23 protein-coding genes are annotated in these 23,578 nt (G+C 68.9%); 3 read left to right on the forward strand and 20 right to left on the reverse strand.

Annotated elements, in window-relative coordinates; all coding sequences use genetic code 11:
• Window position 1 precedes the first annotated feature (1 nt).
• Window positions 2-1,321, reverse strand: coding sequence for an isoaspartyl peptidase/L-asparaginase family protein (locus OV207_RS32560; protein ID WP_267558944.1), 1,320 nt, complete (start codon window positions 1,319-1,321; stop codon window positions 2-4).
• A 233-nt stretch (window positions 1,322-1,554) separates the two neighbouring features.
• Between OV207_RS32560 and OV207_RS32565 the strand changes: the two genes are divergently transcribed.
• Window positions 1,555-2,214 carry a type 1 glutamine amidotransferase domain-containing protein gene (locus OV207_RS32565; protein ID WP_267558945.1) on the forward strand — a complete coding sequence of 220 codons (660 nt, stop codon included), beginning with the start codon at window positions 1,555-1,557 and terminating at the stop codon, window positions 2,212-2,214.
• 306 nt (window positions 2,215-2,520) lie between these two features.
• Here the strand turns inward: OV207_RS32565 and OV207_RS32570 are convergent, their stop codons facing one another.
• The 9 genes from OV207_RS32570 to OV207_RS32605 all read right to left on the reverse strand — a co-directional run bounded on the left by OV207_RS32570 (window position 2,521) and on the right by OV207_RS32605 (window position 10,413).
• Entirely contained in the window at window positions 2,521-3,483 is a 963-nt protein-coding gene (locus OV207_RS32570; RefSeq protein WP_267558947.1) for an ImmA/IrrE family metallo-endopeptidase, read from the reverse strand.
• Window positions 3,484-3,810: 327 nt separating this feature from the next.
• Window positions 3,811-4,002 carry a colicin E3/pyocin S6 family cytotoxin gene (locus OV207_RS37840; protein ID WP_420715284.1) on the reverse strand — a complete coding sequence of 64 codons (192 nt, stop codon included), beginning with the start codon at window positions 4,000-4,002 and terminating at the stop codon, window positions 3,811-3,813.
• A gap of 109 nt (window positions 4,003-4,111) precedes the next feature.
• A complete protein-coding gene (sufT, locus tag OV207_RS32575) occupies window positions 4,112-4,669 on the reverse strand; it encodes a putative Fe-S cluster assembly protein SufT (RefSeq protein ID WP_193346881.1) in 558 nt (185 codons plus the stop codon).
• Window positions 4,670-4,682: 13 nt separating this feature from the next.
• Window positions 4,683-5,135, reverse strand: coding sequence for a Fe-S cluster assembly sulfur transfer protein SufU (gene sufU / locus OV207_RS32580; RefSeq protein WP_193346880.1), 453 nt, complete (start codon window positions 5,133-5,135; stop codon window positions 4,683-4,685).
• Window positions 5,132-6,361: a cysteine desulfurase gene (locus OV207_RS32585; protein ID WP_267558950.1), complete on the reverse strand. Its 1,230-nt coding sequence runs from the start codon at window positions 6,359-6,361 to the stop codon at window positions 5,132-5,134. The genes sufU and OV207_RS32585 overlap by 4 nt, the downstream gene beginning before the upstream one ends.
• A complete protein-coding gene (gene sufD / locus OV207_RS32590) occupies window positions 6,358-7,686 on the reverse strand; it encodes a Fe-S cluster assembly protein SufD (protein ID WP_267558952.1) in 1,329 nt (442 codons plus the stop codon). Before sufD ends, OV207_RS32585 begins: the two co-directional genes overlap by 4 nt.
• Window positions 7,683-8,468, reverse strand: a complete 786-nt coding sequence (gene sufC, locus OV207_RS32595; protein ID WP_267558954.1) for a Fe-S cluster assembly ATPase SufC — start codon at window positions 8,466-8,468, stop codon at window positions 7,683-7,685. The genes sufD and sufC overlap by 4 nt, the downstream gene beginning before the upstream one ends.
• Window positions 8,468-9,907 carry a Fe-S cluster assembly protein SufB gene (gene sufB, locus OV207_RS32600; protein WP_267558955.1) on the reverse strand — a complete coding sequence of 480 codons (1,440 nt, stop codon included), beginning with the start codon at window positions 9,905-9,907 and terminating at the stop codon, window positions 8,468-8,470. Before sufB ends, sufC begins: the two co-directional genes overlap by 1 nt.
• A complete protein-coding gene (locus OV207_RS32605; protein WP_193346875.1) occupies window positions 9,904-10,413 on the reverse strand; it encodes an SUF system Fe-S cluster assembly regulator in 510 nt (169 codons plus the stop codon). The genes sufB and OV207_RS32605 overlap by 4 nt, the downstream gene beginning before the upstream one ends.
• Before the next feature lie 227 nt (window positions 10,414-10,640).
• On the opposite strand from OV207_RS32605, the gene OV207_RS32610 reads away from it, so the two are divergent.
• Complete coding sequence (locus OV207_RS32610) at window positions 10,641-11,840, forward strand: ABC transporter substrate-binding protein (RefSeq protein WP_267558957.1); 1,200 nt, start codon at window positions 10,641-10,643, stop codon at window positions 11,838-11,840.
• Window positions 11,841-11,900: 60 nt separating this feature from the next.
• Here the strand turns inward: OV207_RS32610 and OV207_RS32615 are convergent, their stop codons facing one another.
• From OV207_RS32615 to OV207_RS32640, 6 genes are read right to left on the reverse strand one after another with little or no spacing between them, the layout of a single operon-like run.
• Window positions 11,901-12,092 (reverse strand): hypothetical protein, encoded by a 192-nt coding sequence (locus tag OV207_RS32615; RefSeq protein WP_267558959.1) that lies wholly within the window; start codon window positions 12,090-12,092, stop codon window positions 11,901-11,903.
• A complete protein-coding gene (locus OV207_RS32620) occupies window positions 12,076-12,387 on the reverse strand; it encodes a hypothetical protein (RefSeq protein ID WP_267558961.1) in 312 nt (103 codons plus the stop codon). Before OV207_RS32620 ends, OV207_RS32615 begins: the two co-directional genes overlap by 17 nt.
• Complete coding sequence (locus OV207_RS32625) at window positions 12,384-13,247, reverse strand: hypothetical protein (protein WP_267558964.1); 864 nt, start codon at window positions 13,245-13,247, stop codon at window positions 12,384-12,386. Before OV207_RS32625 ends, OV207_RS32620 begins: the two co-directional genes overlap by 4 nt.
• Window positions 13,241-14,305: a hypothetical protein gene (locus tag OV207_RS32630; RefSeq protein WP_267558966.1), complete on the reverse strand. Its 1,065-nt coding sequence runs from the start codon at window positions 14,303-14,305 to the stop codon at window positions 13,241-13,243. The genes OV207_RS32625 and OV207_RS32630 overlap by 7 nt, the downstream gene beginning before the upstream one ends.
• Window positions 14,302-15,843 carry a hypothetical protein gene (locus tag OV207_RS32635; protein ID WP_267558968.1) on the reverse strand — a complete coding sequence of 514 codons (1,542 nt, stop codon included), beginning with the start codon at window positions 15,841-15,843 and terminating at the stop codon, window positions 14,302-14,304. Before OV207_RS32635 ends, OV207_RS32630 begins: the two co-directional genes overlap by 4 nt.
• On the reverse strand, window positions 15,840-16,622 hold the full coding sequence (locus OV207_RS32640; protein ID WP_193346868.1) for a TadE/TadG family type IV pilus assembly protein: 783 nt from the start codon (window positions 16,620-16,622) through the stop codon (window positions 15,840-15,842). The genes OV207_RS32635 and OV207_RS32640 overlap by 4 nt, the downstream gene beginning before the upstream one ends.
• 253 nt (window positions 16,623-16,875) lie before the next feature.
• Here OV207_RS32640 and OV207_RS32645 point away from each other — a divergent pair, with 253 nt between their 5' ends.
• Complete coding sequence (locus tag OV207_RS32645) at window positions 16,876-17,547, forward strand: hypothetical protein (RefSeq protein WP_267558972.1); 672 nt, start codon at window positions 16,876-16,878, stop codon at window positions 17,545-17,547.
• Between the two features lie 23 nt (window positions 17,548-17,570).
• On the opposite strand, the gene OV207_RS32650 is transcribed toward OV207_RS32645, so the two are convergent.
• From OV207_RS32650 to OV207_RS32665, 4 genes are read right to left on the reverse strand one after another with little or no spacing between them, the layout of a single operon-like run.
• On the reverse strand, window positions 17,571-19,115 hold the full coding sequence (locus tag OV207_RS32650) for a DUF4388 domain-containing protein (protein ID WP_267558973.1): 1,545 nt from the start codon (window positions 19,113-19,115) through the stop codon (window positions 17,571-17,573).
• A gap of 56 nt (window positions 19,116-19,171) precedes the next feature.
• On the reverse strand, window positions 19,172-19,987 hold the full coding sequence (locus tag OV207_RS32655) for a hypothetical protein (RefSeq protein WP_227026903.1): 816 nt from the start codon (window positions 19,985-19,987) through the stop codon (window positions 19,172-19,174).
• A 57-nt stretch (window positions 19,988-20,044) separates the two neighbouring features.
• Window positions 20,045-21,250 (reverse strand): radical SAM family heme chaperone HemW, encoded by a 1,206-nt coding sequence (gene hemW, locus OV207_RS32660; RefSeq protein ID WP_267558975.1) that lies wholly within the window; start codon window positions 21,248-21,250, stop codon window positions 20,045-20,047.
• Between the two features lie 13 nt (window positions 21,251-21,263).
• The gene (locus OV207_RS32665; protein WP_267558976.1) at window positions 21,264-23,516 is read right to left on the reverse strand and encodes a plectin 1 isoform 8; all 2,253 of its coding nucleotides are present in this window, start codon (window positions 23,514-23,516) and stop codon (window positions 21,264-21,266) included.
• Window positions 23,517-23,578 lie beyond the last annotated feature (62 nt).

Below are 23,578 nucleotides of genomic sequence, written 5' to 3' on the forward strand. Positions count from 1 at the left end.
TTCACGGCTGCCGGAAGATGGCGACGGTGGGCGCGCCGTCCTCGCCGACGTAGCCGCGATACATGCCGCTGGAGTTGAAGGGCATGGCCACGTTGCCCTGGTGGTCCATGGCGATGACGCCGCCCTCGCCGCCGACCTTCGCCAGCACGTCGTGGATGACGACGTTGGCGGCCTCCGGCAGCGGCAGGTCCTGGTATTCCACGCGGGCGCAGATGTCGCGCGCCACCGTGTAGCGAATGAAGAACTCGCCGTGCCCGGTGGCGGACACCGCGCAGCGTTCATCCGCGTACGTGCCCGCGCCGATGATGGGCGAGTCGCCCACGCGACCGAAGCGCTTGTTCGTCATTCCCCCGGTGGAGGTGCCCGCCACGAGGTTGCCCTCCTGGTCCAGGGCCACCGCGCCCACCGTGCCGAACTTGTGGTCCCCCGTCACCGGATCCACGCCCGGCTCCAGCGATGAGGCCGGAGACTTCCCAGGCGCCGGAGGGGGCTGGGTCGTGGGCGGCTGCCCAGGCACGGCAGGGGGCGGCTTCCCGGGCGCGGCAGGCGCATGTCCTGGAGCTGCGGGCGGCTGCGTCGCGGCAGGCTGTCCCGGCGCGACGGGCGGCGGCTGCCCAGGCGCGGCAGGGGGCGGCGTCACGGGCGGCGATGTCCCCGTGTCAGGCGCCGAGCCCTGCGGCACCGCCTTCGCCCGCTCCTGCGCCAACGCGCGCTGGAGGCCCTGCCAGCGCTCCTCCGTGTAGAAGTACTTCGCGTCCACCAGCGGGATGCCCTGCGCCCGCGCGAACGCCTCCGCGCCCTCGCCCACCATCATCACGTGCGGCGACTGCTCCATCACCCGCCGCGCCAGGTCGATGGGGTTCTGGATGTGGTGCACGCCGGCCACCGCGCCCGCCGTGCGCGTCTTGCCGTCCATCAGCGCCGCGTCCAGCTCGTTCACGCCGTCGTGGTTGAACACCGCGCCCTTGCCAGCGTTGAAGTACGGCGAGTCCTCCAGCACGCGAATCGCGGCCGTCACCGCGTCCAGGCTGTGACCGCCCTTCGCCAGCACCGCGTGCCCCGCCTGGAGCGCCTGGGTGAGCGCGGCGCGCATCGCGGCCTCGCGCTCCGGGGACAGGTTCTCGCGGGAGATGACGCCCGCGCCGCCGTGGATGACCAGCCCCCACTTCGGCTTCGCTTGCGGCGGAGGGTCCATGCGCAGGGCTGCCTCGTCGCGCGCGGCGCCCGCCTGGGTGGACGTGGCACAGCCCAGCGGGGCGAGCAGCAGCGCGGTGCCCGCGAGCAGGCTCCGGTGCAGCCGGGGGGTGAACGAAGAAGACATGCCGTTGCGCCTCCAGAAGAGAGCCTGACCTAAAGCTGTTCGTCCCGGGCCGTCCAGGCCCACGGCACGCCGCGCCGCGCCGTGCCCGCGCGTCGTCCTCCGGGGAGGGGCCGCCCGACGAACCCCCGAGCCCCCGCCTGCCTGCCTGCCCTCTGCTTCCCCTCCCGGGAGGGCATGTCCACCCTTCACCACTGGGTTGTCGGAGAACCACGGACATCGGGAGGATGGGCGCGATGAAGAAGCTGACGGGGATGCGGGTGGCCGTGCTGGCGGCGGATGGCTTCGAGCAGGTGGAGCTGACGCGGCCGGTGAAGCGCCTGGAGCGCGAGGGCGCCCAGGTCACCATCGTCTCCCTCCACAAGGGCCGCATCCGGGGCATGAACCTGCTGGTGCCCGGCAAGAAGGTCCGCGTGGACGCCACGCTGCGCGAGGTGAAGGCCGCGGACTTCGACGCGGTGCTGCTGCCCGGCGGCTTCATGAACCCGGACTTCCTCCGGCAGAGCGCGCTGGCGCTGGACTTCGTGCGCGACGCGGACCTGCTGGACCTGCCCATCGCGGTCATCTGCCACGGGCCCTGGCTGCTCGCGTCCGCGGGGCTGCTGGAGGGCCGGCACGTCACGTCCTGGCCCGGCATCCGCAACGACCTGGAGAACGCGGGCGCGCACTGGACGGACGAACCGGTGGTGCGCGACGGCAACTGGGTGTCCAGCCGGGGGCCGCACGACCTGCTCGCCTTCGAGCACGCCCTGGTCGCGCTCTTTGCCGAGCGCATGACGCCCGCCATCGCGCAGCGTGAAGCGACCGCGCCAAGCTGGCCCAAGTGGGTCGCGGGCGGCGTGGCCGCCGTGGCCACGCTGGGACTCGTGGCCCGGGGCCGCAAGGCGCTGGCCTGAGACGTCAGGGCACCTGGAGTTCCCGGATGAATTCATCCGAGCAGCGGTAGCCCACGCGGCCCTGGCACGGATCCACGACGATGACGGTGTAGGAGGTGTCGCGCTGCGCAGTCACTTGGCAGACGCGTGCGGTCGCCGCCAGCCACACGTTCAGTTCCGCGTCGAGCGCCCCTATCCCTTTCGCGAGGGAGTGCTTCGTCGCCGTCTCCAGACATTTCCGGTAACGGACACAGCGGGGGCTGTTCGAAGCACTACAGGAGTCGACCGGGGCCCCGTGCGCACCAACAAGCCCCACCCACACGACCACTAACGCCCCCTGCCAACCAACTCCCTAGCTTTCACGGCAAGGAACTTCGAAAACTCAGCATCCCCAGTCAACCACTTAAAATCTTCCCGACCCAACAACCTCTGCCTTAGAACGCTAATAAACTGACCTTCCGTCTGCCCGCTGAACTTGAATTTACTATTTGCATAACCAACCACACCAGCCAAAACCTGACTAGCCTTCACCATCTGCTCATCAGGGAGGCCACGCCTCATTATCCTCGCCAAGATTTCAGCAGATCCTTCGCCATCACTGCCCGACAGCGAATCTTCCTCGGGCAATATCCAGCGATGAATAACGCTCCTAGGCCTCGCCAGGGATTCATGTACAGCTGACAGCCCATCATACTGGCTCTCCCTGACCTTACTACCACGTCTAGGTGCCGATACCGCAGTCCCTGGAGATACGGCTGCAACCAACACAATGCCTGATGCATCTACCTGCGCAATAATCCGCCCAGGAGGCATGCATCTCGCAAGAGCAAGACTAGCAGCAGCGTCGGAAGCATCGGCCGTTGCCAACCAATCATATACTTCCCTCAACCCACTAGCGTTCTCCACCACTAACTTAAGCCAAGACGAAGGCATCAACAATTCCGAAGCAAAACGATTAGCCTCAGATTCACCCTCCTGATAAATCTGACCGCCCCAATCCTCAAATGCAGTTGGATGACAACCAACAACCCCAAGATGCCATGGAATCAGCAAATGCCCTAGTTCATGCGCCAGCGTAAATCTCTTCCTCGCTGGCAACTGATTCTTCTCGACAACAATCAACGGGCGCGCCCTGACAACCGGATTATTGACCAGCACAGCATCAACGCCAGGCGGAAGAAAATCCTCTTCCATATCCGCAAACTGCGCCACCAACCCCTCAACATCAACCGGCACAGCCAATCGATGTTTTTCCAAAACCCTCACAGCAATCATTTGCTCCGGAGTCATGTCTTCAAGCGCCCCGTTTGACGCAGCCAATCCAACACCGCTCGTGCCTCTTTTGGAGACGACGCCCGCGCTGCCGCGCTCATATTATTCGCCTCACCCAGAACGTCCTCCAGACTCATTCGGTTTCTTCTTGCAAATAATATAATCCTAAGGGCTTCAGGCCGTTCCACCCAAAGAGCATACTCCTGCGCAGAAAACCCCAAGAACTCAGAAAGACTACGACTATCCCCCCCGTCGTGCCAACGATCTACATATTCATCTGCATCCTCCGGCAAGGCGAGCCCCTTCAAACACCTACTCACAAAATCAAACGCTCCCGCAGATTGCTTAGACATCAATCACCCTGCCTTTGACTGCCTCCTTAATTAATTTCCCAGACACCGCATCTAAAGCCCCCAGATGCCGCCCTCTCTTATTAAAAACCTCAATCTCACCATGAAGCGAATCCCAGGTATAAAGCCTCTCTCCATCTAAAGAACGCCATCGTTTTTCCCCGTCCCTCGACCCTAACGATTCCATTTCATCTAAGAAACACGGCCGTGGCCGCGGATAAGCAGACAATCCACTCCTCCAGTAACTCCCAATCGCACTACTGTATATAGCTCCACACGCGACAAAGAGACGAACTTCACATCCAGCCGAGCTGGAGCTTCGCCACGTCCGTCATGCGGCTCTGATCCCACTGCGGCTCCCAGACGAGCTCCACCTGGGTCTCCTTCACGCCGGGCACGGAGGACACCTTCTGGCGCACGTCCTCCACCAGCACCTGCCCCATGCCGCACCCAGGCGCCGTCAGCGTCATCTCGATGGAGACGCGCTGTCCGCCCTCGTCCAGCGGCGTGGCCTTGCAGGTGTACACGAGCCCCAGCTCCACGATGTTCACCGGGATCTCCGGGTCATACACCGTGCGCAGCTGCTCCCAGACCTGCTCCTCGTGGAACTCCCCGGGGGGGGCTTCGGTGGCGTCCGCCTGCGGCTTCGCCTTCGCCGCGTAGTCCTCGCCCAGCACCGACGCGTTCTTCTCGTCGATGCGGAAGAGCTGGCCGTACGGGTCCTGCACCGTGACGTTGCCGCCCAGCGTCTGCACCACCGTCAACTCCGAGCCCGCCGGCAGCAACACCTTGTCCCCGCTGGGGATGAGCATCGCGTCCACGTCGCGCTCGGTGATCGTCATCGCGCCTCGCATCGTGTTCCCTCCCCTACTCCGTCGACACCGACGTGGAGCGGCCATCCAGCGCCGCGTGCAGCGTGTGCCACGCCAGGCTCGCGCACTTCACCCGGGCCGGGAACTCACTCACGCCCGACAGCACCGCCAGCTTGCCCAGCGTCTCCGGATCCACCTTCTCCGGGCCCTCCGTCACCAGCGTGTGCACCCGCTCGAAGAGCGCCTCCGCCTCCGCGCGCGTCTTGTCCTTCACCGCGCCCGTCATCAGTGAAGCGGAGGCCTTGGAGATGGCGCACCCCTGTCCCTGGAAGCCGATGTCGCGGATGACGTCGCCGTCCATCTTCAACGTGACGGAGAGCTGGTCTCCGCACAGCGGGTTGTAGCCCTCCGCCGTGCACGTCGCGCCCTCCACCACCCGGAAGTTGCGCGGGCGCTTGGAGTGCTCCAGCACCACCTCCTGGTAGAGGTCCTTGAGGTCCGAACTCACGCGAACACCTCCCTCACCTTGTGCAGCCCCTTGACCAACGCATCCACGTCTTCCGGCGTGTTGTAGAGCGCCAGCGACGCGCGCACGGTCGCCGCCACCCCGAAGCGCTGCATCAGCGGCTGGGCGCAGTGGTGCCCCGTGCGGATGCAGATGCCCTCCTGGTCCAGGATGGTGCCCACGTCGTGCGGGTGCACGTCCGCCAGCGTGAAGGACAGCACGCCCGTCTTCTTCGGCGCGGTGCCCACCAGCTTCAGCCCGGGCACCGCCTCCAGCGCCTGCGTCGCGTAGGCGAGCAACCACTGGTCGTGCCGCGCGATGGCGGAGAGCCCCACGCCCTCCAGGTAGCGGATGGCCGCGCCCAGGCCCACCGCGCCCGCCATGTCCGGCGTGCCCGCCTCGAAGCGGTGCGGCACGCGGTTGTAGACGGTCTTCTCCATCGTCACGGAGAGGATCATGTCCCCACCGCCCTGGTACGGCGGCAGCGACTCCAGCATGGCCAGCTTGCCGTACAGCACGCCGATGCCCGTGGGCCCGAAGAGCTTGTGCCCGCTGAAGGCGAAGAAGTCACAGTCCAGGTCCTGCACGTCCACCGGGAAGTGCGTCACCGACTGCGCCCCGTCCACCAGCACCGGGATGTCCTTCGCGTGCGCCTTCGCCACCAGCTCCTTGATGGGATTGATGGAGCCCAGCGCGTTGGACACGTGGGTGATGGCCAGCAGGCGCGTGCGCTCCGTGAGCAGCGCGTCCACCGCGTCCAGGCGCAGCTCGCCCCGGTCATCCACCGGAATCACGCGCAGCTTCGCGCCCGCCGCGTCGCACACCATCTGCCAGGGCACGATGTTGGAGTGGTGCTCCATGGCGGAGATGAGCACCTCGTCGCCCGGGCCCACGTGCTTGCGGCCGTAGGTCGCGGCCACCAGGTTGATGGCCTCCGTGGTGCCGCGCACGAAGATGACCTCCCGCGCGTCCTTCGCGTTGAGGAAGCGGCGCACCGCTTCGCGCGCGTCCTCGTACGCCTGCGTGGAGCGCTCGGAGAGGATGTGCACGCCCCGGTGCACGTTGGCGTTGTCGTGCGTGTAGTAGCGCGTCAGCGCATCCAGCACCGCCTGCGGCTTCTGCCCGGTGGCCGCGCTGTCCAGGTACACCAGCGGGCGGCCCCGCACCTCCTGCCGCAGCAGGGGGAAGTCCCCGCGCACGCGCCCCAGGTCGAATCCAGGCCCCGTCATCCCGTCACCTCCGGCCGGGCCCCGCCCGGCAGCTTCGCCGACAGCAACGCCTCCACGCGCGCGCGCACCGGCCCCGCCGGCACCGCGAGCACCAGCTCGCTCGCGAACGCCTGCGTCAGCATCCGCTCCGCCTCCGGCTTCGGGATGCCGCGCGAGCGCAGGTAGAACAGCGCCGTGTCGTCCAGCCGGCCCACCGCCGTGCCGTGGGCGCACTTCACGTCGTCCGCGAAGATCTCCAACTGGGGCCGCGTGTCCACCTGCGCGCCCTCCGACAGCAGGAGGTTGCGGTTCGTCTGGCTCGCGTCCGTCTTCTGCGCGTCCTCGCGCACGCGGATGCGTCCATGGAACGTGCCGCGTGAGCGGTCATCCAGCACGCCCTTGTAGAGCTCCCGGCTGGAGCAGCGCGGCACCGCGTGGTCCAGGTCGGTGCGGTTGTCCAGGTGCTGGGTGCCCCGGCCCACGAACAGGCCGTTGAGCAGGCACTCCCCGCCCTCCCCCGCGAACAGCGCGTGCACTTCATTGCGGGCCACCGCGCCACCGAAGGAGAAGGCGTGCGACTGGAAGCGGCTGTCGCGCCCCTGCCGCGAGTACAGCCCGCCCAGGTGCAGCGCGGCGTCGCCCTCCGTCTGGAGCTTGTAGTGGTGCAGGCTGGCGTTGTCGCCCAGCGACACCTCCGTCACCGCGTTGGTGAAGGTCGCCTCCGTGCCCAGCCCCGCGTACGTCTCCACCAGCGTGGCCTCGCTGCCCTCGCCCGCCACCACCACGATGCGGGGGCTGGCCAGCACCGGCCCGTTGCCACCGCGCGCCAGGAAGAGCAGCTGCACCGGCACCTCGCTCAGCGCGCGGGGCGCGAGCGTGAGCAGCGCGCCCTCTTCCAACAGGGCGGCGTTGAGCGACGTGAAGGCATTGGCCCCCAGCCGCGTGCGCTGGCCCAGCGTCCCCTCCAGCAGCTCGCCGTCCTCGCGCAGCGCCTGCGACAGCGGCTTGAGCGTCACGCCGCGCGGCAGGCCGGTGAGCACCGACAGCGCCGGGACGTAGCGTCCGTCCACGAAGACGAGCCGGGGCCCGGGCAGGGCCAGCCGCGCCACCGCCGCCGCCACGTCCTCGCCCGCGTACACGTCCCGCGCGGGCTGGAACGGGTGCGACGACAGCGTGGAGAGGGGCGTGTACTTCCACTCCTCGTCCTTCGACGTGGGCAGGCCCCGCGCCTCGAAGTGGCGCAGCGCTTCCGCGCGCAGCGTCTTGAGCCACGCCGGGTCGTTCGCGCTCCCGCGCGACTGGAAGCCCCGGGCGACGTCCAGGTAGTGCGCAAGGCCCGCGCTCATCGCCGCACCTCCTTCGCCTTGCCGGCCCCGACGCCCTCCCCGCCCAGCCACGCGTAGCCCTTCTCCTCCAGCTCCAGCGCCAGCTCGCGCCCGCCCGAGCGCACGATGCGGCCCGCCGCCATCACGTGCACGTGGTCCGGCACGATGTAGTCCAGCAGCCGCTGGTAGTGGGTAATCACAACCATCGCCCGGTCCGGCGCGCGCAGGGCGTTCACGCCGCCCGCGACGACGCGCAGCGCGTCGATGTCCAGGCCCGAGTCCGTCTCGTCCAGCAGCGCCAGCTTCGGCTGGAGCACCGCCATCTGGAAGATTTCGTTGCGCTTCTTCTCCCCGCCGGAGAAGCCCTCGTTCACCGAGCGGCCCATGAAGGCGCTGTCCAGCTCCACCAGCTTCGCCTTCTCCTTGGCGAGCTGCATGAAGTCCATGGCGTCCAGCTCGTCCTCGCCCTTCGCGCGGCGCTTCGCGTTGAGCGCGGTGCGCAGGAAGTGCAGGTTGCCCACGCCCGGAATCTCCACCGGGTACTGGAACGCCAGGAACACGCCCGCCTGGGCGCGCGCCTCGGGCGACAGGCCCAGCAGGTCCTCGCCGTTGAAGCGAACCGAACCCTGCGTCACCGTGAACGTCTCACGCCCCGCCAGCACGCCCGCGAGCGTGCTCTTGCCGGAGCCGTTGGGCCCCATGATGGCGTGCACCTCGCCCGGGCGGACCTCCAGGTCGATGCCCTTGAGGATCTCCTTGTCGCCCACGCGGGCGTGCAGGCCTTGAATGCTGAGCAGCGACATCACCCCACGCTCCCTTCCAGGCTCACGCCCAACAGCTTCTGCGCTTCCACCGCGAACTCCATGGGCAGCTCCTTGAAGACCTGCCGGCAGAAGCCATTGACGATCATCGACACCGCGTCCTCCTGGGAGATGCCCCGCTGCCGGCAGTAGAAGAGCTGGTCCTCGCCAATCTTCGACGTGGACGCCTCGTGCTCCACCTGCGCGGTCGAGTTCTTCACCTCGATGTACGGCAGCGTGTGGGCGCCGCACTTGTCACCGAGCAGCAGGGAATCGCATTGCGTGTGATTGCGCGCGTTCGCCGCGCTCTTGAGAATCTTCACCAGTCCCCGGTACGTGTTCTGGCCCCGCCCGGCGGAGATGCCCTTGGACACGATGGTGGACCGGGTGTTCTTCCCGATGTGGATCATCTTCGTGCCCGTGTCCGCCTGCTGGCGGTGGTTGGTGAGCGCCACGGAGTAGAACTCGCCCACCGCGTCGTCCCCCTTGAGGATGACGCTGGGGTACTTCCAGGTGATGGCCGAGCCCGTCTCCACCTGGGTCCACGAAATCTTGGAGCCCTTGTGCGCGATGCCGCGCTTGGTGACGAAGTTGTAGATGCCGCCCTTGCCCTCCGCGTCACCCGGGTACCAGTTCTGCACCGTGCTGTACTTGATGGACGCGCCGTCCAGCGCGACCAGCTCCACCACCGCGGCGTGCAACTGGTTGGTGTCGCGCATGGGCGCGGTGCAGCCCTCCAGGTAGCTCACGGAGGCGCCCTCGTCCGCGACGAGCAGCGTGCGTTCGAACTGGCCCGTGTCCGCCGCGTTGATGCGGAAGTACGTGGACAGCTCCATGGGGCACTTCACGCCCTTGGGCACGTAGCAGAAGGAGCCGTCGCTGAAGACCGCGGAGTTGAGCGCCGCGAAGAAGTTGTCGGAGAACGGCACCACCGTGCCCAGGTAGCGCTCCACCAGCTCCGGGTGCTCCTTCACCGCCTCGGAGAACGAGCAGAAGATGACGCCCGCCTTGTAGAGCTTCTCCCGGAACGTCGTGGCCACCGACACGGAGTCGAACACCGCGTCCACCGCCACGTTCTGCAGCCGCTTCTGCTCCTCCAGCGGGATGCCCAGCTTCTCGTAGGTGCGCAGGATCTCCGGATCCACCTGCGACAGGCTGTCCTTCAGCGGCTTCTGCTTCGGCGCCGAGTAGTAGCGGATGGCCTGGTAGTCGATGGGGTGGTACTTCACCGCCTGCCAGGTGGGCTCCTTCAGGGTGAGCCAGTGCCGGTACGCCTTCAGGCGCCAGTCGAGCATGAAGGCCGGTTCGCCCTTCTTGCGCGACAGCACGCGGATGACGTCCTCGTCCAGGCCGGGCGGCAGCGTGTCCGACTCCACCTGCGTGACGAAGCCCGCCTGATAGCCCTTGCGGGTGAGTTCCTGGATGGTTTCGGTGCTGCTCATGACCGGACTCCCGTCGCGGAAGGAGGAAGGGCGCTGTTCACGCCGGCGGCGCTCGCCGGCAGGCCCAGGCCCACCAGCCGCTCCGGCATGCGGGGCGCGGGCGCGCGCAGGTCCGCCAGCGTCAGCTTCCCCAGCGCCTCCTGGATGGCTTGGTTGATGAGCCGCCAGTGGCCCCGCACCTGGCAGACGGACTCCAGCTCGCAGGGTGTGGCGGGCGCGGTGTGCTGGCCGCACTCGGTGAGGGCCACCGGGCCCTCCAGCGCCGTGACGAGCTCCGCCAGGGAGATGGCCTCCGCGGGACGCGCCAGGCCGTAGCCGCCGCTCGCGCCCCGGTGGGACACCACCAGCCCCGCCTGCAGCAGGCCCTTGAGCACCTTGCTCGCGGAAGGGAGGGAGACACGCGTGCGTGCCGCCAGCTCTCGCGTGGTCCGGGTGTCCCCGTCCGCGCGCGCCAGCTCGGCCATCAGCACGATGCCGTAGTCCGTCATCTTGCTCATCCGGAGCATGAGGGGGTGTCTCCTGTGCCTGCCGTGGCTTCGCGGGCCCGATGCCCGACGGCCTCTTACGTAATCTGGACCTATTCAGTCCACATTCAAATCAGGGGCGTCCGCCGGCCCCTGGAGGGAGGGCCGCCAGGGTGGGGAGCGCACACCGCCCCGGGGTGCGGGTTCGCCGCGCTCCACTGCTCAAGCTAGGGTGCGACCGTTCGCTTTCCGGTCGAGGAGCCCCCCTGATGCGCCGTCCCCTGCCCCTCCTGCTCACCGCCCTGGCCCTGGCCCTGGTGGGCTGTGAGAAGAAGTCCGCTGCTCCCGCGCCCGCGGCCCCCGCGTCGCAGGGCGCCCCGTCCACGGCCGCCCCGCCGGGTCCTCCGCCCGAAGGCAGCATCCTCATTGGAGAGGTGGGCAGCCTCACCGGCTCCGAGGCCACCTTCGGCATCTCCGCGCGCAACGGCATCGACCTGGCCATCCAGGAAGCCAACGCCGCGGGCGGCGTGAGGGGCCAGAAGCTGGTGGTGCGCCTCTACGACAGCCAGGGCCGTCCGGAGGAAGGCGCCCAGGCCGCCACGCGGCTCATCGCGCAGGACAAGGTGGTGGCGCTGCTGGGCGAGGCCGCGTCGTCCGTGTCCATGGCCATGGCGGACAAGGCGCAGGCCGGGCGCGTGCCCATGATTACGCCCACGTCCACCAGCCCGGAGGTGACGAAGAAGGGCGACTACATCTTCCGCGTCTGCTTCATCGACCCGTTCCAGGGTTTGGTGATGGCGAAGTTCGCGCGGGAGAACCTGAAGCTGTCGAAGGTGGCGATGCTCGTGGACAACAAGAGCGCCTTCTCCGTGGGGCTGGCGGAGGTGTTCAACGAGAAGTTCAAGTCCTTCGGCGGGCAGGTGGTGGCCCAGGAGAGCTACTCCAAGGGCGACACCGACTTCCGCGCCCAGCTGACCGCCATCAAGAACCGCAAGCCGGAGGCGGTGTTCGTGCCCGGCTACTACACGGACGTGGGCATCATCGCGCGGCAGGCGCGCGAGGTGGGCCTGCGCGTGCCGCTGCTGGGCGGTGACGGGTGGGACTCCGACAAGCTCTTCGAGCTGGGCGGCTCCGCGCTGGAGGGCAGCTACTTCTCCAACCACTACTCGCCGGACAACCCGGACCCCATCGTCCAGGGCTTCCTCAAGAAGTACAGGGCCGCCTACGGCGCGGTGCCGGACAGCGTGGCGGTGCTGGCGTACGACGCCGCGCGGCTGCTGGTGGACGCGATGAAGCGCGCGCCGGACACCTCCGGGCCCGCCATCCGCGACGCCATCGCCGCGACGAAGGACTTCCCGGGGGTCGCGGGCACCATCAACCTGGACGCCAACCGCGACGCGGTGAAGCAGGCCGTGGTGATGAAGGTCGAGGGCGGCAAGGCGGTGTTCGTCACCACCGTGAAGCCCTGACGTCGCATCCACCCGCCCCCGGGCCTTGAGGGCCCGGGGTCCGTCCCTCCCATCACCGCATCAGGGGATGGGGGACTGGATGACGTAGTAGACGGACTGGAAGTAGGTGTGCAGGGCGTTGATCAACTGCACGAGGAACGGCCAGCTCATCACCGAGAAGCCGAAGAAGGCCGCGGAGATGACGCCGTACTCGGACATCGCCTGGCCGCGCTGAAGGCGCTGGCGGCGCAGCAGCTCAGTGCTCGTCTTCATGGGAGTCGTCTTCATGGGAGTCGTCCTCCTGGGGCGCCGCCTTCTGCGACGGATTCTTGCACTCCTTGAGGCACTCGTCCTTCGCCTGCGTCATCATCTGCACGCACTCGACCGACTTGTTCTTCGCGTGTTGCTTGCACAGCTTCGAGTTCCTCGCCAGGTCGTCGACGCAAACCCGCGCGCACTCCTTCGCCCAGGCCGACGGAGCCACGAACAGCATCGCGCTCACGCCCATCGCCAGGGTCCAGCCACCAAGCTTCTTCATGCTCCAGCGCTCCTCTCGCACCGTGTTCATGGCACGGCCTCCGCCTTCTGCATCAGCGACAGGTGGAACTCCACCTCGTCGCCGGCCGCCTGCTTCAGGATGACCTGCCCACGCAGGCCCGTGTTGCTGACCGTCAACTCCCGCTGCTGGAAGCTTGGAGAGCTGCCGTCCTCCGCCACCCAGCCCCGGGAGCGCAGCGTCTTCCGGTAGATCTGCTCCGCCGCCTCCACGGTCGCGGCGGACATCGTGCCGGTCACCGTGGTGTTGTCGAGCCCTTCCATCTTCAGCGTCAGGGAGGAGGTCACCTGCAGGCCCGGGGGCACGGGGATCCAATCCGGCACCCGGCTGTCGCGGTTCAGCACGTTGGCCATCTGCCCGGCGGACACGAACGCCATCGTCTCCCCACCCTGGTGCAGCGTGGAGACGAGGCGAACCTCCTCGGTGTCCGGGACCCAGTAGCCCACGTAGCCCGCGTTCGGGTTGAAGCGCATGCCGATGACGGGCAGGCCCTGGTCCAGGAGCACCTTGCGGTAGTGCTCGAGCACCTGGTCCGACGAGTCCGTGGTGGCGAACCAGGACACCGCGATGGGCGCGTCCGGCCCCATGTAGTCAGCGGCCAGCGCTTCCGGACGGCTCGCCTTCGGGTAGGGCGGAAAGTACGTCAACGTCCGCGCCAGGATGGCCTCGTCCCGCTTCGTACGGGCCGGAAGCCCCGTGTCCTGCGCGGTCTCCCGCGCTTCCACCTGGGCCTCCACCCGCTCCAGCGCCGTGGGGGCGCCGCTGTAGCGGACATCCTCCCAGGCCACGCCAAGGAGCACGCCCACCACGGCGACGGACGCCAGGAGCGTCCCCGCGCGAAACGCAGGATGGTGGGCGAGCTCCTTCAGCACTGCTCAGCTTCCTTGCAGCCCATGTACCAGTCGCCGCGGTCGCTGTTGTTGTAGATGTTCTCGCTCTTGTTCGACTCCCAGTCCCTCCACTCGGTGGTGAAGTAGTTCGACGAGCTTCCGCCGCGCCCCTCCTGCGCCACCCTGATGGAGGGCATGGTGTTGCCCGTATGCGGCTTGATGGCCAGGTTCGGGGTGAGGATGTTGTCGGCCCCAAAGAGGGGCAGGTACTGCATCGACAGCAGGTCCTGGGTGATGTTCTGCATGAACGTCGGGTACTCCGAGACCACGTTCGTGTACCCCTCGCTCGTGCGGTAGGTGAAGTTCACCCGGTCATACATCTCACCGCTCTTGTCTCCGGGCTCCGTGTCGGCCTCCTGGGTGAGCGCCCAGGTGTCGGTGAAGACGGACATCTGCTGCTGCTTGAGGAAGTAGGCATTGCCCTCGATACGCGTCCCCATGCCGCCCGCCCCGGCCTCGCCCGCCGTGGCGTTGTCGTGGACCGCGTTCGCGCTGTCGTTCTGCCATTGCTTCTTGGTCAGCTTCTCCTTGCTGAACTCGGGCAGGAACGTTTCGGGCAGCATGTAGTTCTCCACCACGGCCCGGGCCTCGCACTGCACCAGACCGCCCCGGGTGTACTGGCTGTGGAAGGCCTGGTGCCTGGGGTCCATGGACCTCCCTGCGCCCTCGTCAATCTGGCACGTCACCTGCTTGGCGTTGGCATTCAGCCAGCAGACGTGGGCCACCACGGCCTTGTGGTGGTCAGGGACTTCACAGTCATCGTACTTGCCGCCGGTCATGGCCTCCGGCCGGTCGATACCGGACTCGTGGTCGCAGAAGGTCAGGCGGGCGAAGCGCTGCACATCGGTGGGGGCCTTGGTGAAGTCCTGCACGGTGTAGTCCCACACCGTGGAGAGCGCGCCCTCCTGGGCATCCAGTGAGTAGCGCAGCAGGTCGTCCAGGAACACCGAGTACAGGAAGATGGGGATGAGGACGATCATCGACAGCGCCATCTCCACGGAGGCGGCGCCACGGCGGCGGACGTGATGGCGACGGTTCATAGGGGCAGGTCCTGTGCGGATGACGCGATTTGGCTGCCGTCCGAATTGTTCGCGGCGCTGAGCACCCTCGACGCCTCCTCGGCCGAGAACGGGTGGAGCTTGGCGCGCCAGTAGGGATTGAAGAGGCTGGGGGACTCCTTCCAGCCGTTCGGTCCCAGGCGGTGGTAGTAGACGAGCGCCTTGGAGAGGGCGGCCCCTTCTCCCGGCGCGAGCCGCAGCGAGCCCGTCCCCTGCGCTCCGTGGCCGAACTTGAGGGTGCCGGAGCTGTTGAGCTCCCAGGGCGCCTTGGCGTAGGAGCCGTTGAAGAACTGCCGGGTGGTGTAGCTGTAGGCGCGCGGCTGGCCCCAGTCCTCCGCCTTGGAGTCAATGCCGCGGAACTTCATGAAGCAGTTGCCTTCCGTGGCGCACGAGGCCAGGTCCTTGGTGTTGACGCCCTTGAACTCGGAGTGCTGGCCGCTATGGGCACCGTTCGGCGAGTGCTCGCTGCCGCTCGCGCGGCTGCTGATCTTGGCGTCATACGACGAGATCCACGCGCCATCGCGCCACTGCTGGAAGAGCGTGCCGTGCTCATCCGCGGCGACGGCATCCCCCGTGTTGCCGCCATACTGACCATTGCCGTGGACGTCACCCATCTGCTTCACGACCTTCGCCGTGCCCTTATGGTCGAAGCCGATGTGGGTGCCGCGGCTTGGGATGTCCTTGAGGAGCGACTTCTGGAACTTGTTGTTCAGATACGAGGGGATGCCATTCATCAGCACCGGGATGCCACGGTCGGTGGCCCAGCTTGGACGGGTCGCGTTGGCGACCTCCGTCATCGAGCGGGCGCGCGCCTGGGTGGAGGTGCTCTGCGCCTTCTGGCAGTTCATCCCGTCCACCACGCAGTTGAACTCATCCGTGTTGATGCTGCCCACCCCCGTGGCCACGGTGGACGCACCCGGCGCGTTGTACTCGGTGAGCTTCTTGAGGTCCGCCGACTGGCCGTCCCGCACCGCGTTGGCCGTCGACCTGTGCACCGCGGCCTGCGAGGCGTGCAGGGAGTTGGCCATCTTGTCGAGGTTCTTGATGATCTTGTTGAAGTCGCTCTCGAGGTTCTTGACCTTCTTGTTGTAGTCGTTGGCCTTCTGACTGTACTTGCTCGAGATCTTGAGCGCCTCAGCAGCATGAATGCAGTGCGTGAGCTTGGGGTAGCACTGCGCCAGCTCCATGATGGCGATCATGACGAAGTTCGTGCTGCCGGCGCTCATCATGTCGCCGGTCACGCTGGCGGCCGCCATGTAGCCGTGCATGGTGGTCATGGCCGCGTAGGAGGCGGCGATGGAGCGGTTGGTGACCGCGTAGTAGTTGAGCGAGCGCGCCTCCAGCACGGCCATGGAGTAGGCCATGGTGTCGCTGTGCTGCTGCAGGCTCATCTTCTCACGCAGGGCGTGGCTCAGGTTGAAGCTGAGCGTCGTCATCAGCGCGAGCAGGAGGAAGGACAGACAGGCCAGTACCAGCGACTGGCCCCGGGCACGGCTTCGACGAACGCGTTTCGAGCTCATTCCGCCGCCTGGTCGAACGTGAAGGTGCATTTGTTCACTTCCGGGAGGGCTTTCTGCGTGAGGTAGAAGTTCGAGTGCATCCGCATGATGTAGGTGGCGCGGATGGGCAGGATGTAGAGCTTGTTCTCCGCCGCGGCATCCAGGGGATCGGTCCGGAAGTCGACGTACGACTTCTTCGTGTGGTTCTCTTCCTTCCCGAGCCTCAGCACGTACGGAAGGGCCTTCTGCCCGCGGGCGATGTTGAAGATGGTGACGTCCGCGAAGGGGATGGGCAGGCGGTAGTTGAACGTCACCTGGATGCTCAGCTTGGTGCGCAGGCTCTCCGCCCAGTCACCGCCGGACGCGACCCGGGGGTCGTCGAAGTCGAGTTCCTTGTTGGCATGGGTGCCGGAGGTGATGTCCGCCTTGAGCGGGCCGCAGATGTGGACCTGTGCGTACTTCAGGTCCGCATCCGGCATCTTGTTCTGCGAGATGCCCGACGAGTTCCACTTCTGCGCGAAGTCCGAGGCGCTGGCGATGGGCTTGAGGACCTCCGCCCCACCGCCGCCCGCCTGGCTCACCATGGGCAGCAGCACCGCGAGCGCGGCCCTCTCCATCACCTCCACGTCCGCGTTGTGGAGGGAGCCGGCGCGCACGGCCTTGTAGGCCGCGTACTTCGTCAGCAGGCGGGCCTGATGCATCATGCCCAGTTGCAGGATGCCCAGCAGCAAGAAGACAAAGAGGGGGAGGACGATGGCCGTCTCCACCGCTACCTGGCCTGATTCGCCCCTGCCGCGCATGGCTGTCACCCGGTCAAACAAAAGGTAGGAGTCTTCCAGACCTCGATTTACCTCCACCTTATCCTCCACAGGCAAGCATGAAGGGCATCCGCCAACTGGACGGGGCGTGGTCGCCGTCCAGCCTGTCGGACATTCCCCCGTGGCCCGCCGCCAGGAGCGCTTGACGCATCCGGGCGCGCGTGGTCTCGAGCGGGTCCGACGTGAAGCGGGCCGGACGTGGGAAGCGAACGAGCAGCGATCAGGAGGAGCGGTGATGAACTGGCATCTGGCATGGCGCGCGGGTGTGGTGGCGATGGCGGTGGCCCTGGCGGCCTGCGGCGATGAGGAGGATCCCATCGACAAGCCCGACGGGGGAGGAACCACCGACCCGGTGCACCGTCCTGGGATGGGCCTCAACGAAGAGGAGCCGGAGGGCCTCCCCTTCATCCTGCCGGAGGGCCTGACCGTGGAGACGCCCATCAAGGGCTACAACAGCGCCGACCCCGAGGACTGCGACTACAAGTATGAGGATCAGGCCAAGGGGCATGGCGAGCAGGTGCAGCTCTGCCTCGTCTTCAACAACACCACGAATCTTCCCATCCCCCTGGAGCTTCCCCCGGGGCTCATCTTCGTGTCCCGGAGCCGCGAGGTGCAGAACGGGATCATCGCGCAGCGCATCTCCATCCTGGTGCCGCCCCAGGAGCGGTACTTCCAGCCCATCTTCGCCTACTGCACCAACAGCGGGCGCGACACGTCGGCCCTGAGCAGCGAGTTCGACCTGGGCAAGGTGACCCAGTACGAAGATTTCCAGGAGCTGTTCAAGATCCTGGAAGGCAAGACCTTGAGCAAGCAGGACGCCGCCTATGTCGATCAGGCGATCGGTGACCTGTCAGACGGCCAGAGCCTGTCAGCGGAGCAGCGCGCCAGGTTCAACGCCCTGCCGTAGGTGCCGCACCCGCCCGGTGGCGCTCACCGCCGCCGGGCGATGTCTTGGATGAGCGCCACGTAGCGGCGCTGCTGGGGGTTCAACTTGAAGGCCTTGCGCAGCGCGTCCTCCGCGAGCGCCCACTGGCCTTCCCCCCGGGCCACGTCGCCCAGGAAGGCCCAGCCCTCCTCCAGGCCGGGCTCCTGGCGCACCAGCTCCTGGAGCTCCTGGAGCACGAGCCGGCCGTGGGCCTCCGGCTTCATCAGGTAGCGCGCCCAGGCGCGGTGGGCCTGGTAGAGCGGCCGGGGGTCGATGTCGCAGGCGTACTCGAAGTACTCGAAGGCGCCCGGGAAGTTGCGCGCCTCCAGGCGCCGCTTCGCCTCGTCGAACTGGGTGGTCGCGTCCAGGAGGTCGGTGCGGATGCGGAACTGTTCGGCCGCCGTGGGCCGGCCGGTGCCCCGGGCCTTCTCCCGGTGGGCCTGCCGGCGCTTCTTCCACAGCGCGTTCTGCTCCGGCTCCGACAGCGCGCCGTAGGCCCGGGCGTAGGCGGCGAGCAGCCCTTCGGCCTTCTCCTTCAGCTCCGAGGTCTGGAAGCGCAGCGGGGAGCACCGGTCCGCGGCGGCGAGGAACGCCTTGCGCAGCGCCACCGGCTGCACGTCCTCCGGCACGTCCAGGAGCGCGAACGGATCCTGGCTCCGGTGGGAGAGGAACGCGCCCACGAGCGCGTTGCGCGCGGCCTCGTCTTCATCCGCGAAGGGCGTGCCGGTGGGGGCCATCGGGGCCACCACCGCCACGGGCTCGGGGGCCGCCACCGGTTCGGGCGCGGACGGGGCCTTCGCGGCGACCTCCGCGGCCCTCTGGTCCACGTCCTCCACGAAGCCCGCCACGCCCAGGAGGCACAGGGCGTAGAGGCGGCGCAGCACGGACTCCATGTCGAAGCCGGTGCGCTCCAGCAGCTCGTTGAAGGTGGGCCGCTGGCGCAGGGCCTGGAAGAGGCGCGCGTCCTTCGAGGACAGCTTGGGCGCGGACTCCACGCCGGGCATCTGCCCGAAGCGGCGGTCGTCGGTGAAGGTGAAGTGCGTGGCGACGGCGTCGAAGGGCAGCTGGGTGGAGACGCCGGTGAGGATGAGCTGCGCGCTGTTGGCGCGCACGGTGGCGTCCGGGGCCTCCACGTCCGAGATGAGCCGGTAGCGCGCGTCCGTCCAGCGGAAGCAGTCCAGCAGCTTGTGCGCCAGGTTCGCCTGGAGCTGCTTGTAGAGGTCGAAGGGGCTGATGAGCGCCTTCTGCACCAGCAGCGCGCCCATCTGGTGGCCGGAGGACACGCTCTCCGCCAGGGCCTTCTGGTAGTCGCCCTCCGTCAGGCGGCCCTTCTCCACCAGGTACTTGCCCAGCGTCTCGTGCAGGAGGTTGGAGTGGCACGCCACCGGCGCGCCGTCCTCGAAGATGATGCGCTTCTCGCGCTGGCGCACCTTGAGCTCCAGCGTGCAGGTGCGCTCCTCCACCATCAGCGCGTGCAGCAGCAGCGGGAAGGGCGTGTCCTCCAGCGTTCCCTCCCGCTGGCGCAGCACCTGGGACGGCGGGGGGAACATGCGCGGAAGCCTCGGCCTGGGGTCGGGCGGAAGCCTGGGGAGCGGACGTGCGCGGACTACTCCGCGTCGTCCCCGCCCAGGTCCTCCGCGGCGTAGGGAGCCTCATCGTAGTAGTAGCGCGGCGCCACGTCGTGCGTGGGCAGGTGGCGGGTCGCGTAGGCCCCCACCCCCATCATCACCAGCGCCACGGCGGCGTACGTCAGCGGCCGGGAGGGCCGCGCGCGCCAGGCCCACCAGCGGTCGCGCCGGCGCTGGAAGCGGGGCGCCACGGTGTACTCGCGCCAGGCGGCGTCGCGCGTCGCCTTCGCCTCCGCCGCGAGCCCTTCCTTCGCCAGCACGCGCGACAGCAGCACGCGGCCCTCCACCGAGCCCTGGCGCACCTGGAGGAAGCGCTCCAGGGCTTCGCGCGCGCCCTTGAGGTCGCCGTACTGGAGGCGGAAGCGGCCGCGCTCCAGGTCGATGGCGCCCTGGCGGTAGTCGGCGTCCAGGCGGGCGGCCTCGTCGAGCAGCAGCTCGCCCTTGGGAGCATCCCCCGCGCCCAGGTAGGCCACGCCCAGCAGGTAGAGGGTGTCCACGTCGTCGTCGCCCGCGTCCAGGTTGGGGCGCAGGAGGTCCACCGCTTCCGCGTAGCGCTTCTGGCCCAGGCGGATGTCGGCCAGCTCCGCGCGGGCGCGGCGGTCGTGGGTGTTGGTGAGGATGGTGCCGGCCAGCTCTCCGGCGCGCTGCCACCGCTTCAGGGCGCGCACCGGGCTGGGAAACAGCTGGAGCGTGAAGCGGTCCGCCGCGAACAGCAGCACCACCAGCAGGGCCAACGACAGGAGGGGGCTGCCCGTCAGCAACGTCAGGCCCATCCACAACAACCACTTGGTCAGCACGCTCGAACGTCCTTCCTCATCCGACACCCCCGCTCCGCGAGCGGTCATCCCGTCCTAGAGCAGCCGCGCACAGATGGCGCTGTGCACGTCCGCGCCCCGCTCCGTCAGGGCCAGTCTGCGCCCGTCCCGGGTGGCGAAGCCATGGGCCACCAGCCGCTCGACCTCCGCGCGCCGGGGCTCCACGGGCTGGCCGTATCGCTCACACACGGCCTCCCAGTCCACCCCCGACACCAGGCGCAAGCCCATGCTCAGTCGCTCGGCGAAGAGCTCCTCGGGCGCCAGGTCCTCGCGGCTCGCCTCCGGCACCCGGCCCTCCTCCACCGCGCGCAGGTACGCCTCCGGGCTGCGCAGGTTGACGTAGCGGTGGGGCTGGGGCGACAGCAGCATGCCTGTGGCGCCTACGCCCAGCGCCAGGTACTCGCCGCCCGTCCAGTAGAGCGCGTTGTGCCGCGAGCTGAAGCCGGGGCGCGCGTGGTTGGACACCTCGTAGCGGGCGAGGCCGTGGGCGCCGTACACGTCGCGCACCGTGCGGGCCATGGCCACCACGTCGTCGTCCTCCGGCAGCGTAAGCTCCCCTCGCGCCAGCTGCTTGGACAGCGGCGTGTCCTCCGCCAGCACCTCGCGCTCCACCGTCAGCGCGTAGGTGGACAGGTGCTCGGGGGCCAGCGCCACGGCGCGGAGCGCGTCCGCCTCCACCTCCGCGCGCGTCTGGCCGTGCACGCCGTAGATGAAGTCCAGCGCCACCACCGGGAAGTCCGCCTTGCGCGCCGCCGCCACCGCGCCCTCCACCATGGCCGCGTCGTGCGCGCGGCCCAGGGCCTTCAGCGTCCGGGGCTGGAAGGACTGCACGCCCAGCGACAGCCGGTTGATGCCCGCGGCGCGGTAGCCGGCGAAGCGCTCCGCGTCCGAGCGCTCCGGGTTGCCCTCCAGCGACACCTCCAGGCCCGGCGCGAGCGACATGCGCGCGGCGATGCCCTCCAGCACCCGCGCCACGTAGCGGGGGTGCCAGAGGGACGGCGTGCCCCCGCCCAGGAAGAGCGACTCCAGCGGCTTCGTTCGCAGCGAGGGGTCCGCAGACAGCCGCGCGTCCAGCTCCGCGAGCACCGCGTCCGCGTACCGCTCCTCCGGCACCTGGCGCGCCACCGCCACCGCGAAGTCGCAGTAGGGGCACTTGGCCAGGCAGTACGGGAAGTGCAGGTACAGCCCGAAGCGGGCCGCCTGCATCCCCGTGAGCGGATCCGTGGGCGCGGCGAAGGACATGGAGGTGGAACCTCTACTTCAGTGCCTTCAATTGCGCTTCCAGCCTCGCCACCTTCGCCTTGGTGCTGGCGGCCGATTCGAGCGCCGCCTCGGCCGCCATCAGCTTGCGCTTCATGGAGGCCATGTCCGCCCTGAGCTGCTCGCGCTCCTGCTCCCAGTCAGCAGGGACGCCCGAAGCGGCCGACGGTGCCTCCTCCAGTTGGGCTTCGAGCAGCTGTCGTGCCGCCTGCTCCGCCTGCAGCGCGGCGTTGAGCTGGGCGAGCTGCGCGTCCAGATCCTTCACCCGGACCGCCTGCGCTTCGGCGACGCGGCGCTTGGATTCGGATGCCTCCAGCGCGCCCTCCACCATCTTCACGCGCTGCTGGAGCCGGTCCACCTTGTCCGCTTCCGCGCGGGCCGCCTCCAACTGCTCGGTGAGGGCGGCCAGCTCGTCGCGCTGCCCCCCCTGCCCCGCGGCCAGGGCGTCCACGCGGGCCTCGGCTTCCGCGGCGTTCACCCGGGCGTCCGCGGCCTCGGCTTCCACCGCCTCGCGCCGGGCGCGCTCCAGCGTCAGCTCCTCCTGCGCCTTGGCGACCTGGGCCTGCAGGCGCAGGAGCTCCGCGTCGCGCTGGCCCACGGCCGTCTCCAGCATGGACACGCGCGCGGAGAAGCCGACGCGCTCCGCCTGGGTGGTGGCCACCTTGCGGTCCAGCGCGGCCAGCTGCTGCTGGTGCGACTCGCGCTCGGTGTCCGCGGCCGTCACCTGGGCCGTCAGCTCCGCCACCCTGGCCTCGGCGTCCCGCACCCGGGCCTCGGCGTCGTGCACGCGCGTCTCGGCGTCCTGCACCGCCTCGCCGAGCGCCGCCGCGTCCGACTCCATCCGGTCGCGCAGCGACACCTGCTCGACCTCGGCCGCCTCCAGCACCTCCTTCAGCGAGGCCAGCTCCGACTCGGCCATCCGCGCGCGGACCTCCGCGGCCTCGATGTCCTGGCGGACGCCTTCCTTCGCCTGGGCCAGCTCCGCTTCCAGCGCGCGCACGCGCGCCAGGGCCTGGCCGGCCTCCGCCGCGCGGCCCTCCAGGGCGCTGCGCAGCGAGGGCAGCTCCGCGGCCTCCGCCGTGCGCGCGGTGAGCGCGGCGCGCAGGCCCACCGCGTCCGCGTCCTTCAGCGCGAGCGTCCGCTCCAGCTCCGTCACGTGCGTCTGGAGCGAGCGCAGCCCGTCCTCCACCACCGCGAGCTGCCGGCGCGCGGCGTCCCGTTCGCCCTCCAGCAGCTTCGCGTGGTTGTGGGCCTCTTCCAGCGAGCTGCGCGACCAGTCGCTCTCGCTCTCCAGCGTGCCCAGCGACCCCTGCGCCTCCGCGAGCGCCGCCTCCAGCTGGCCGCCGCGCAGGGTGAGCGCGTCGCGCTCCTGGGTGAGCGCCTGGACGTCGGCGGTCAGCCGCTCCACGTCCCCGAGCAGCGACTGGTACTGCTCCTGGACGGCCTCCAGCGCGCCCTGGGCTTCGGACTTGCCGGCGGCCAGCTCCGCCACCCGGTCCTGCGCGAGCCCCAGCGCCTCCTTGGCGCCGACCAGCTCCTCCGCCATCGAGCCGCGCGACTCGCGTTCGACCTGGAGCTCCTCCGTCAGTCGGGGGACCTCCGACTCCACCTCCGCCAGCGCGCGGGACAGGTCCCGGCGGTCCGCCTCCGACGCGGCCAGCTCCGCCTCCAGCGCGGCGAGCTTCGCCTGGGCCAGCTGCGCGCGCTGCTCGTCCTGGGCCGGCGTCCCCGCCGCGCCCGCGTCCTTGCGCGCCTTCTCCAGCGCGGCCCGCAGGGGGGCCAGCTCCGCCTCGCGCTCCGCGTACAGCGCGCGCGCCCGGGCCAGCGTCTCCGTCTTCTGCTTCAGGATGCCCCGGAAGAACTCCAGCTTCTCCTCCGGCGACCCACCCATGGGCAGCCGGGGTTCGGCGGGCTCCCCGAAGGGGTCCCCCTTGCCGGGGCTGCGCGCCGCGGCGGCCGGTGACAGGGGGGCGGTCGTGGGCAACCCTCCACCCCCGATGGGCGCGGGGGTGCGGGGCGCCACGGGGGCGGGCGTGGCCGGAGACCCGGCGGGACGGGCCGCCGGCTCGGCGGACAGGGGGGCGGCCGGCCGGCGGGGCGGCAGGGGCGGAGGCGCTGTGGTGGGAGGCTTGGGAACCGTGAGCGGCCTGGAGGGCGCCGGGGCGGGCGCCGCCACCGGGGCGTCGCCGTCATCCAGCAAATCCTTGAGGTCCGCGAACGGATCCGCCTCATCCGGAGGGGACGGCATGTGCGCTCCCAGGTTACTGGCGGCGGGGGGTTTCCACCAGTTACGCGACACACCCGCCGTCG

This window comes from Corallococcus sp. BB11-1 (assembly GCF_026626625.1).
In the GTDB taxonomy this organism is placed as follows: Bacteria; Myxococcota; Myxococcia; order Myxococcales; family Myxococcaceae; genus Corallococcus; species Corallococcus soli.

What these genes read in the sequence shown, in the direction of transcription:
- OV207_RS32635 (WP_267558968.1), bottom strand. Translation starts at nt 15,843, where the DNA reads ATGAGCTCGAAACGCGTTCGTCGAAGCCGTGCCCGGGGCCAGTCGCTG.
- hemW (WP_267558975.1), bottom strand. Translation starts at nt 21,250, where the DNA reads ATGTCCTTCGCCGCGCCCACGGATCCGCTCACGGGGATGCAGGCGGCC.
- OV207_RS32605 (WP_193346875.1), bottom strand. Translation starts at nt 10,413, where the DNA reads ATGCTCCGGATGAGCAAGATGACGGACTACGGCATCGTGCTGATGGCC.
- OV207_RS32615 (WP_267558959.1), bottom strand. Translation starts at nt 12,092, where the DNA reads ATGAAGACGAGCACTGAGCTGCTGCGCCGCCAGCGCCTTCAGCGCGGC.
- OV207_RS32610 (WP_267558957.1), top strand. Translation starts at nt 10,641, where the DNA reads ATGCGCCGTCCCCTGCCCCTCCTGCTCACCGCCCTGGCCCTGGCCCTG.
- sufD (WP_267558952.1), bottom strand. Translation starts at nt 7,686, where the DNA reads ATGAGCGCGGGCCTTGCGCACTACCTGGACGTCGCCCGGGGCTTCCAG.
- OV207_RS32585 (WP_267558950.1), bottom strand. Translation starts at nt 6,361, where the DNA reads ATGACGGGGCCTGGATTCGACCTGGGGCGCGTGCGCGGGGACTTCCCC.
- OV207_RS32640 (WP_193346868.1), bottom strand. Translation starts at nt 16,622, where the DNA reads ATGCGCGGCAGGGGCGAATCAGGCCAGGTAGCGGTGGAGACGGCCATC.
- OV207_RS32570 (WP_267558947.1), bottom strand. Translation starts at nt 3,483, where the DNA reads ATGACTCCGGAGCAAATGATTGCTGTGAGGGTTTTGGAAAAACATCGA.
- OV207_RS37840 (WP_420715284.1), bottom strand. Translation starts at nt 4,002, where the DNA reads ATGGAATCGTTAGGGTCGAGGGACGGGGAAAAACGATGGCGTTCTTTA.
- OV207_RS32620 (WP_267558961.1), bottom strand. Translation starts at nt 12,387, where the DNA reads ATGAACACGGTGCGAGAGGAGCGCTGGAGCATGAAGAAGCTTGGTGGC.
- sufB (WP_267558955.1), bottom strand. Translation starts at nt 9,907, where the DNA reads ATGAGCAGCACCGAAACCATCCAGGAACTCACCCGCAAGGGCTATCAG.
- OV207_RS32565 (WP_267558945.1), top strand. Translation starts at nt 1,555, where the DNA reads ATGAAGAAGCTGACGGGGATGCGGGTGGCCGTGCTGGCGGCGGATGGC.
- OV207_RS32650 (WP_267558973.1), bottom strand. Translation starts at nt 19,115, where the DNA reads ATGTTCCCCCCGCCGTCCCAGGTGCTGCGCCAGCGGGAGGGAACGCTG.
- sufC (WP_267558954.1), bottom strand. Translation starts at nt 8,468, where the DNA reads ATGTCGCTGCTCAGCATTCAAGGCCTGCACGCCCGCGTGGGCGACAAG.
- OV207_RS32645 (WP_267558972.1), top strand. Translation starts at nt 16,876, where the DNA reads ATGAACTGGCATCTGGCATGGCGCGCGGGTGTGGTGGCGATGGCGGTG.
- OV207_RS32630 (WP_267558966.1), bottom strand. Translation starts at nt 14,305, where the DNA reads ATGAACCGTCGCCATCACGTCCGCCGCCGTGGCGCCGCCTCCGTGGAG.
- sufT (WP_193346881.1), bottom strand. Translation starts at nt 4,669, where the DNA reads ATGCGAGGCGCGATGACGATCACCGAGCGCGACGTGGACGCGATGCTC.
- OV207_RS32665 (WP_267558976.1), bottom strand. Translation starts at nt 23,516, where the DNA reads ATGCCGTCCCCTCCGGATGAGGCGGATCCGTTCGCGGACCTCAAGGAT.
- OV207_RS32560 (WP_267558944.1), bottom strand. Translation starts at nt 1,321, where the DNA reads ATGTCTTCTTCGTTCACCCCCCGGCTGCACCGGAGCCTGCTCGCGGGC.